The following is a 9844-nucleotide window of genomic DNA, read 5'->3' on the forward strand; positions in this document are numbered from 1 at the left end:
AGCGATACATCGTCCCGTGAACCTCAAAGAATTAGAGTATGGGAGCTTCCAAAAATGAACTAACCCACAGTAACGTTTAGTTTACACCTCAACTACGGTAAATTACTGAGCAAGAGTGATCGCTCTTGCTCAAAAAGTATCTCAAATAATTACCAAGATCGAAAAACTGGTTCAGGGTTTTCCAAGAAATAAATTACTACTACTTGTGGGGTGGGCAGCGTTCGACTGAGCGCTCACGCCGAAGTCTTGCCCGCCTTTGGTTATTGAAGTAGGTTGTAAGCGATTTTTAAAATCAGTATTCTCCGCGAACCTTGGGTTTTTTGAAGAAAAAGCGGGAAAACTTAAACTTAGGTTGGCCCAGGTTTTTCCGCAATCCCTCCATGTAAATGTAAAACACTGGAGTCAGATAGAGAGTCAATATCTGAGAAAACAACAATCCCCCAACGATCGCAATCCCCAGAGGACGACGCGCTTCTGAACCTACCCCCGTCCCCAAAGCAATGGGCAATGTCCCAATTAAAGCTGCCATCGTCGTCATCATAATCGGGCGGAAGCGAGTTAAGCAAGCGGCATAGATGGCATCAAAGGAATTTTTCCCTTCCTTTCGCTGCGCTTCAATTGCAAAGTCTACCAGCATAATCCCGTTTTTCTTGACAATGCCCACTAGCAAAATGATGCCGATAAAAGAGTAAAGATTTAAATCAACCTGGAAAATCAGCAGCGTCAGTAATGCGCCAAAACCCGCCGAAGGTAAACCAGAAAGAATGGTGATTGGGTGAATGAAATCCTCATAAAGGATACCAAGAATCAGATAAATTACTACAATAGACACCAACAACAGCGCCCCTAAATCGTTGAAGGACTGTTGAAAAGTTTGGGCTGAACCCTGAAAACTGGGGGTAATTGTTGAGGGTAGCATCTCACTAGCTGCTTGCTTGATGGCATCTGTAGCCTGACTTAGAGACGTTCCTGGTAGGATGTCAAAAGAGATAGTCGAAGAGGGGAGTTGAGCAACGTGAGCAACGGTAAGTGGTCCGACATTCTGGGTAATATTAGCGATCGCACTTAGGGGAACCTGTTTGCCAGTACTCGATTGCACATATAGCAGCGAGAGGGCGCTGGGATCTCGCTGAAACTCCGGTTTCACTTCTAAGATTACATAAAATTGGTCATTTGGGGTATAAATAGTAGAAATTTGGCTGGAACCATAAGCGGCGCTGAGGGTTTGTTCAACTTGTTCTGCTGTAATCCCCAAAGTTGCGGCTTTGTTGTGGTCAACTTGGACTTGGATTTGGGGAGTGCTGAGTTGTAAATCGCTGTCAATGTCCCGGAGTCCTGGTAGGGTTTTGACTTTATCCACAAGTTTAGGAACGTATTGACGCAGGTCTTGCAAATTTAAGCTCTGCAAGGTGAACTGATAAGTAGAATTAGTTTGTTGACCACCGATGGGAATAGCTGGCGGAGAGCGGAGGAATGTCTTAATTCCAGTTGTACGTCTCAACTTGGGGGTTAGTTCTTGAATGATTTGGTCAGCACTGAGTTGACGTTGATCACGTGGTTTTAGCCGAATGGTAATTCGCCCACCGTTGACTGAACCGTTCGGGCCACTTGCACCCACAATTGAGTCAACTGCTTCAATGTTGGGGTCTTTACGAATGATATCAACAACCGTTTGCTGGTGACGCAGCATATCATCAAAAGAAATATCTTGCGCGGCTTTCGTATTCGCCATTAGTTGTCCGGTGTCTTCCGTAGGAATAAATCCTTTGGGAACGATGACGAACAGATAGATGGTCATTAGCAGCAGAATGCCAGAACCAATTAGCGTCATCAGGCGGAATTTTAAAACAGGCTTGAGCGTCCAATCATATCCCCGCAGTAGGAAATCAAATCCCCCTTCTAAAACTTGATAGAGCCGATTTGGTCTTTGTTGATGGGATGAACTTAAGAAACGACTGCACAACATGGGGGTGAGACTGAGGGAAACAAAACCCGAAACCAAAATTGCCACTGCGATCGTTACGGCAAATTCATGAAATAATTTACCGATTATTCCACTCATAAACATGATCGGGATGAACACTGCCACTAGGGAAAGGGTCATTGACAAAATGGTGAAACTGATTTCCTTTGATCCCTTCAATGCTGCGTCTAGGGGAGATTCCCCCATTTCCCGATAACGGACGACATTTTCCAACACCACGATCGCATCATCCACGACAAAGCCCACGGAGAGGGTCAACGCCATGAGTGAAATGTTGTCTAGGGAGAAGCCCGACAGATACATCACGGCAAAAGTGCCAATGATCGCTACAGGTAGCGCCAAACTGGGAATCAGCGTCGCAGTGACATCACGCAAGAATAAGAAAATCACCAAGATAACTAGACAAATCGAGAGAAGCAAGGTAAACTTTACATCGTTGACAGAGGCGCGGATGGTTTGGGAGCGATCGTACATAATCCCCATCTCAATGGATTTGGGAACTTGTTCGCGGAGCGTAGGTAAAAGTTCATTGATGGCATCAACAATATTTACCGTATTAGCACCCGGCTGTGGCTGCACAGCGAGAACAACAGAATGGCGGTTTGTCACCTTGCGATCGCTATACAAATTTGAGACTTTGACGTTTTGTTCACTGTCAATTACCTGCCCCAAATCCTGGAGGCGCACGGGCGCACCATTTTTGTAAGTTACAATTAGCTGGCGGTAGCCGGCAGCGTCGGTGAGTTGACCATTCGCCTGAATCGTATAATTTTTGTAAGCGTCAGAGAGACTGCCGGTTGGCAAATCAACATTTCCCTGTTGAATTGCAGTTTTCACCTGAGTTAGACCAATTCCCGTCGATGCCAACTCTCGCGGGTCAAGCTGGACGCGGACTGCATATTGCTGTTGACCATAGACCTGTACCTGAGCAACACCATCAATCATCGAGATTGGCTGACCAACTGTTACCTCTGCGTATTCATCTACTGTCGAGATTGGCTGTGTCTCAGAATACATATAGAGGTAGAGAACTGGTGAGACAGATGGGTTGACTTTGCGGTAGGTGGGCGGGTGAGGCATTCCGGCGGGCAGTTGTCCTGCTGCTGCTGAGATAGCCCCCTGCACATCTTTGGCGGCATCCTCCACTCTGCGGCTAAAGTCAAATTGTAGGGAGATATTGGTGCTACCAGTTGAACTGGTGGAATTGAATGAATTGAGTCCGGCAATTTCGGTAAACTGTCTTTCTAGGGGTGCGGCGACCGAAGATGCCATTGTTTCGGGTGTGGCACCAGGGAGACTAGCAGAGACAGAAATAAAAGGATATTCAACGTTGGGCAGCGCACTGATGGGTAATAATACATAACTCATCAGACCGAAGATGAGGATAGCCATCATCACCAAGGTGGTCATGACTGGACGACGGATGAAGAGTTCTGAAAGGTTCATGGGTTTGAAATATATATAATTTCAACGTGAGTTTGATAAACGTGTGATGGGTGCAACCGCTCTATCTCTGATTTCTAAACATCTCTAACGCCTCCTTCACTGCTTCTTGAACAACCGGATCTGGATCTTCTAAAAGCTGCGATACAAACTCCACAGCCTCAAATGCTTTGATTTTTCCTAAAGCAAACGCTGCCCGACTCCGAACCCATTTGCTAGGGTGTTTAAGTCCTTGAATTAAGGCATCTACTGCTCGAAGTTCTTCGAGTACTAATACTACAGAAAAGCCGGAATCATATTTTTCGTCTTGTAGCAGATTAACAAGAGTATTAACTACTTTAGTTTTCAGGCTACTTAGTGGCATTTCTATTCCATAGCTATTGCTCATATATAGGTCCTCATGAAGTAGTTGTACGGGTTTCCAAGAGGAATCTTCAGGAAATATTTTCAGAAATCTTTCGAGAGCTAAGTCTGTAATTCCTGAGTTGTATTTTCGATATGCAGCAGCATACTTTTTCTCATCTTTCTCTATATAACCTTTACGATCGATGAACAATCCCCCAGTCTCGTAAGATTCTGCTAGAGTCAACATCATCGCTGTTAAATTGGTATATTGCAGTGAAATTTCGGCAATTTCAGAGATATGAATTACAGGAGAAGTTGTTTGTTCATCATCCGTTGCGGCAACTGCTAAAAACTCAATATCTGACATGCAGATTGGGAAGACAGGTTTACCTGCATACTTATACATCAGGGCTATTTCTTCATGTTCCTCTACCCAAGTTTGAGCCTCTTTCGCTGCTGACTCTAAACTTAAAAGGAACATATAAGAAAATATCCAATCATCTGCACAATCATATTTTGGATATCCATTTGACCATTCATAAATTTCCCTAACTTCTTGGGATACTTTAAAAGATAGAGTACTCAACACATTATCTATTTCTAATGGACTTATACCTGATGCCAATGATGCAATCTTTGCTGGATGATTTTCTTTAAACCAGTAATTAATTCGGTCTAATGCATCTTTAATATCTGACATAAGTGTTTAATTTGTAATTCGTAATTGAGAAAATCAGAAGTAAGTTGTGTTATGGCATAGGCTAAGGTACTTTGAATTGTTGAGGTGCGTTAGTTGAAAGCGTAACTAGATTTAAAGTTTATATTTCATCAGGGCAAATATAAAACAATCCCCTTCCATTCAGATTGATCGCTGTAATTAACTAGTAGCAGCAATTCGTTAATTGCCCTAATCGGCATCCGATCATTCACTACGAACAAACCCAACATTTGCTCTCCCTTCGGCAATCGCTTGTAAGCGAAATCTGGCATCGTTGCCCGGTCATGAGTGAGGATTAGAAGGGTAGATTTTCTTGTTCTAGTACTAAAGTCATCGTGTAATTATTCCAAAAACGCTAATATCTAAATTTTAGTGTGTTGCTATTTCGTAATTACGAATCATTTTAATTTGTAGCCTTCCTTTGGAGAATTGATGTTAAATCGAGCATAGGTAAAATACTGATGTTGCTTGTTGAATATCACGAGCGCCCGCCTGAAAATGAAAACACCCGCCGGAACTTAACTTGACTGAGCTTTTTCCGCCACGATTCCATATATATAAAGAACACAGGAGTTAAATACAGGGTCAATATCTGAGAAAACACCAGTCCGCCCACAACTGCAATCCCTAGAGGACGGCGGGATTCAGAACCAGCCCCAAATCCGATCGCGATCGGTAAAGTTCCCATTAATGCTGCCATCGTCGTCATCATAATCGGGCGGAAGCGCACCAAACAGGCTTGATAAATCGCTTCAGAGGGCTTTTTCCCTTCATTTCGCTGGGCTTCAATGGCAAAATCTACCATCATGATCCCGTTTTTCTTAACGATGCCCACCAAAAGAATTATGCCGATGAAGGAGTAAACATTCAGTTCGACATGGAATATGATCAGCGTTAACAATGCGCCGAAACCTGCTGAAGGCAAACCGGAAAGAATTGTAATCGGGTGAATGAAATCCTCATAGAGAACACCCAGGATCAGATAAATTACTAAAACTGCGATCGCTAACAATAAACCCAAACTCGGCAGCGAACTTTGAAATACCTGACTTGCGCCCTGAAAGTTCGTGGTAATACTCGCAGGAATCACCTGATTAATCAGTTTATCAATCTCTTGGTTAGCATTTCCCAAAGACACACCGGGGGCGAGGTTAAAGGAAATGGTGGCGGCGTTCATCCGACCGTTATGATTGACCATTAACGGGCTGACTCCCTGAGATAGTTTGGCGAATGTCTTCAGAGGAACTGCTACTCCTGTGCTGGAGTTAATGTATAATGTCAACAAAGCATTGATATCCTCCTGATACTGGGGCGCTAATTCCAGAATCACTTGATATTCATTGGTCGCTGCATAGATGGTTGACACTTGGTAGGAACCGTAGGCACTTCTCAAGGTACTTTCGATTTGATCGGCGGTAATCCCATAAGTTGAGGCTTTATCGCGGTCAATGTCAATTTGAATCTTAGAAGCAAACTGTAAATCGCTGTTCACATCCTGGAGTTCTGTCAAGGTCTTCATCTTGAGAACAAGTTGGGGAACATACTGCTGCAAGGGTTTGACATCAGAACTCTGGAGCGCAAGTTGATAAAGTCCCGTGCTTTGTTGAGCGCCAATGGGAATCGCTGGGGGATTTTGTAAGAATACTTGGATGCCCGGAACAGTGGCGAGTTTGATTCGCAAATTTTGCACGATTTCGTCGGCACTAAGTTGGCGTTGCGATCGCGGTTTTAACCGAATAAACAAACTACCAGAATTGGCTGCAACTGCTGCCCCACCGCCACTTCCACTCGCTCCCGCCCCAATATTGGAGTTGACTGCATCCACATTCGGGTCTTGGCGGATCAGGTTAGCAACTGTCTGCTGATGCTGGACAAGATTATCAAAGGATGCATCCTGAGCTGCTTGGGTAATGCCTGTAATTTGTCCGGTATCTTCGCTAGGAATAAAGCCTTTGGGAACGATCACCAATAGCCCAACTGTGACTATTAATAGAAAGCCAGATAAAATCATCGTGGTGCGATGATATTTTAAGACTTTTTTGAGACTCCAATCGTACAGACCGAGGAAGCGATCGAATACATATTCGGAAGCTTGATATAACCGACTTTGATGGGCATGATCCACCGGACGCAGAAAACGACTGCACAACATCGGAGTCAGACTCAAAGACACAAAACCAGATACGAGAATTGCCACTGCGATCGTCACCGCAAATTCATGAAATAATCGTCCCAGGACTCCACTCATGAACAACATCGGGATGAAGACTGCAACTAAGGAAAGGGTCATTGATAGGATGGTGAAACCAATTTCTCTCGACCCATTCAACGCCGCTTCTAGTGGAGGTTCCCCCATTTCCATGTGACGGACGATATTTTCCAGCATGACGATCGCATCATCGACTACGAAGCCCACGGAAAGGGTCAACGCCATCAGCGACAGGTTGTCTAGTGAGTAGTGCAGCAAATACATCACTGCAAAGGTGCCAATCAGCGAAACGGGTAATGCCAAACTGGGAATTACCGTGGCCGAGAGGTTCCGCAAAAAGAGGAAGATTACTAAGATAACTAGAGCGATCGTCAGAATCAACGTAAATCTGACATCATCTACTGAATCTCGAATTGACTGAGACGCATCATAGAGAATCCCAATTTCCACGGATGTCGGAATCTGCTCTCGCAAATTCGGGAGCAATTTCTTAATCGTGTCTACAACTTGCACCGTATTGGTTCCGGGCTGTCTTTGAATGGTGAGAATAATCGCGCGGGTGTTGTTGTACCAGCTTGCTAGCTTGTCATTTTCTACACTGTCAAGAATCCGCCCCAGTTGATTGAGATAGATGGGCATTCCATCTTTGTAAGACACAATCAACTGACGATAAGCAGCCGCATCCTGGAGTTGCCCGTTAGTTTGGACTGTAAAATTTTTGTGATTTCCCGAAAGACTGCCGGTAGGTAAATCGACGTTACCCTGTTGAATCGCCGTCGCTACCTGATCTAGCCCAATTTGCCGCGTTGCCAATTGCTGCGGATCAAGTTGAATTCGAGCCGCATACTTTTGGGAACCGTAGACAGCTACTTGTGCCACCCCATTGATTGTAGATAGCTTTTGCGCCAAATAAGTCTCGGCATAATTGTCTACTTGGGAAAGGGGCAGAGTCGGAGAATCTAGATAAAGGTAGAGAATCGGTTGATCGGCGGGGTTAACCTTGCTATAAGTGGGAGGATTGGGTAAATCCGTCGCAATTTGCCCCGCTGCTCCTGATATTGCTGCTTGCACATCCTGCGCCGCGTCATCAATATTCCGACTCAGGTTAAATTGCAGCGTAATTTGAGTCTGTCCCAAAGTGCTAGTTGAGTTGAGCGAATCGAGTCCCGCAATGCTGGAAAATTGCTTCTCTAGGGGACGAGCAACTGATGCTGCCATCGTTTCGGGGCTGGCTCCCGGTCGGGCGGCACTTACCTGAATTGTGGGATAATCCACACTTGGTAAATCACTGATTGGCAGCAAACGATAACTCATGAAACCGAAGATCAAAATCGCCGCCATTACCAGAGTCGTCATGATCGGGCGGCGGATAAATGGCTCTGAGAGGTTCATGAATCACCTCCGCCGGAATTCGGGGCATGATTTCTTCTTGACTTCGAGGAATTCCCACCTGCATTTGAGTTATTGCCGGCTGTTTTGATGCGGATTTTGCTACCGGAAACGAGATTCGCTTGACCATCGGTGACAATTTTATCGCCTGGTTGCGGTCCTTTCTGAACCACATCTAGCCCATCAATGCTACTGCTAACTGTAACTGGAACATTTTCCACCGTCATATCGGGCTTAACTACAAAAACAAACTGTCCATCTGGGCCATTCTGTACAGCTTGCGAAGGAACAACCGTTGCATTCGGTTCTTCGGTCAGCGTTAGCGTTGCGTTCACAAATTGACCGGGAAACAAATGTCCCTGCGTGTTGTCAAAGTCGCCAATCAGTTGAATTGTTCCCGTGGTGTTATCAACCGTATTATTGACAAATGTCAAAGTACCTGGTAAAGGATGAGCTTGATTATCGGGGAACGTTACATCTACCTTCAGCTTGCCATTCTGCATATACTTTTGTACCTGGGGCAGATTTGTTTCGGGAATGGAAAAAGCAACTTGAATCGGGCGAATTTGGGTCAGGGTAACAAGTGGAGTCGTGCTGTTAGCTTGTACCACATTGCCCTGAGTCACCAAAATATTGCCTGCGCGACCATCAATCGGCGCATAAATTTTGGCGTAAGATAATTGCACTTTGGTATTGTCCAATGCTCCTTGGTCGGAACGGACAACGGCTTGAGCATTAGCGATCGCAGCTTGATCGCCCTTGACAACTGCGCCGGCATTAGCCAGCGCCACTCGATCGCTTTTCAAAACAGCCTGAACATTAGCGATCGCTTCTCGATCTGCTTGTAGGGTTGCTTGAGCTGTGCGGATATTGGCAACGTATTGCTGTGCTGTATCTAAACTGATCGCACCCTTCTTGTACAATGCACCATAGCGATCGCTCTGTCCCTGGGCAAAATCTACTTGTGCTTGATCCTTCCCCACAGTCGCCTGAGCTTGTCGCACAGAGGCTAGGTCTTTAATTAAGGTCGCCCTGGCTTGGTCTACCTGACCCAAGTCTCTAGTTAATCCATCTCTAGCTTGTTGTACCGCGGCTTGGTCTTTCGCGACAATTCCTTCAGCTTGCTGGATTGCAGCAGTTTGCGATCGGTCATCCAGGGTAAACAAAAGTTGTCCCTTTTTCACATCTTGACCTTTCTTGAAATAAACTCCAATGATCCGTCCAGTGGCTTCGGGGGTAATCGATACCGTAGAACCCGATTGCACATTGCCGATCGCCTGCAATTGGATTGGAACCGTTTTTTGTGTCACCATTGCCACGGTTACAGGTGTCACTTGCTGCTTATTACGCCCAGCTTTTCCAGTTTTGTCTGTCTTGGCTGCACCCGCATGGATACCAAGAAAAACCAGCCCAGCCAGCACCATCACGCCCAAAATTACCAAAATAATCTTTCTTGGCGATCGCGGGAGCTTCGGTTCCATACTCTTCTGGGTTAAACTCTCGTTAGAAATTTCATGGTTCATCAGAACCTCCAATGGATTTTAGTTGATGAAAAACAGCCAAATCCTTAACTCCCTTAACTCCCGCTGCTACCAATTTCATTTGCGATCGCTATACCTCTAATGCTGAATCAGTGGACATTTGTGGAAAACGCATACATATATCCATCGTTACGGTGAATTGACTGACAGTACTTGTGCCGAACAGGGCTAACTTTGCCTATCAGTGTCCTCATTTCAAAAACCCCGCTTTCTCG

At 45.2% G+C, this 9844-nt stretch carries 5 protein-coding genes; all 5 read right to left on the minus strand.

Translation table 11 applies throughout. The features are described 5' to 3' along the window. Window positions 1-292 precede the first annotated feature (292 nt). The 5 genes from ACYTXL_RS30315 to ACYTXL_RS30335 all read right to left on the minus strand — a co-directional run bounded on the left by ACYTXL_RS30315 (window position 293) and on the right by ACYTXL_RS30335 (window position 9611). On the minus strand, window positions 293-3430 hold the full coding sequence (locus ACYTXL_RS30315) for an efflux RND transporter permease subunit (RefSeq protein ID WP_461927875.1): 3138 nt from the start codon (window positions 3428-3430) through the stop codon (window positions 293-295). 61 nt (window positions 3431-3491) lie between these two features. Then, the gene (locus ACYTXL_RS30320) at window positions 3492-4472 is read right to left on the minus strand and encodes a HEAT repeat domain-containing protein (protein WP_461927876.1); all 981 of its coding nucleotides are present in this window, start codon (window positions 4470-4472) and stop codon (window positions 3492-3494) included. 128 nt (window positions 4473-4600) lie between these two features. After that, window positions 4601-4762 carry a hypothetical protein gene (locus tag ACYTXL_RS30325; protein ID WP_461927877.1) on the minus strand — a complete coding sequence of 54 codons (162 nt, stop codon included), beginning with the start codon at window positions 4760-4762 and terminating at the stop codon, window positions 4601-4603. 206 nt (window positions 4763-4968) lie between these two features. After that, window positions 4969-8091, minus strand: a complete 3123-nt coding sequence (locus tag ACYTXL_RS30330; protein WP_461927878.1) for an efflux RND transporter permease subunit — start codon at window positions 8089-8091, stop codon at window positions 4969-4971. After that, window positions 8088-9611 carry an efflux RND transporter periplasmic adaptor subunit gene (locus ACYTXL_RS30335; RefSeq protein ID WP_461927879.1) on the minus strand — a complete coding sequence of 508 codons (1524 nt, stop codon included), beginning with the start codon at window positions 9609-9611 and terminating at the stop codon, window positions 8088-8090. The genes ACYTXL_RS30330 and ACYTXL_RS30335 overlap by 4 nt, the downstream gene beginning before the upstream one ends. Window positions 9612-9844 lie beyond the last annotated feature (233 nt).

It is taken from the genome of Nostoc sp., assembly GCF_054880495.1.

What these genes read in the sequence shown, in the direction of transcription:
- ACYTXL_RS30315 (WP_461927875.1), bottom strand. Translation starts at nt 3,430, where the DNA reads ATGAACCTTTCAGAACTCTTCATCCGTCGTCCAGTCATGACCACCTTG.
- ACYTXL_RS30330 (WP_461927878.1), bottom strand. Translation starts at nt 8,091, where the DNA reads ATGAACCTCTCAGAGCCATTTATCCGCCGCCCGATCATGACGACTCTG.
- ACYTXL_RS30325 (WP_461927877.1), bottom strand. Translation starts at nt 4,762, where the DNA reads ATGCCAGATTTCGCTTACAAGCGATTGCCGAAGGGAGAGCAAATGTTG.
- ACYTXL_RS30320 (WP_461927876.1), bottom strand. Translation starts at nt 4,472, where the DNA reads ATGTCAGATATTAAAGATGCATTAGACCGAATTAATTACTGGTTTAAA.
- ACYTXL_RS30335 (WP_461927879.1), bottom strand. Translation starts at nt 9,611, where the DNA reads ATGAACCATGAAATTTCTAACGAGAGTTTAACCCAGAAGAGTATGGAA.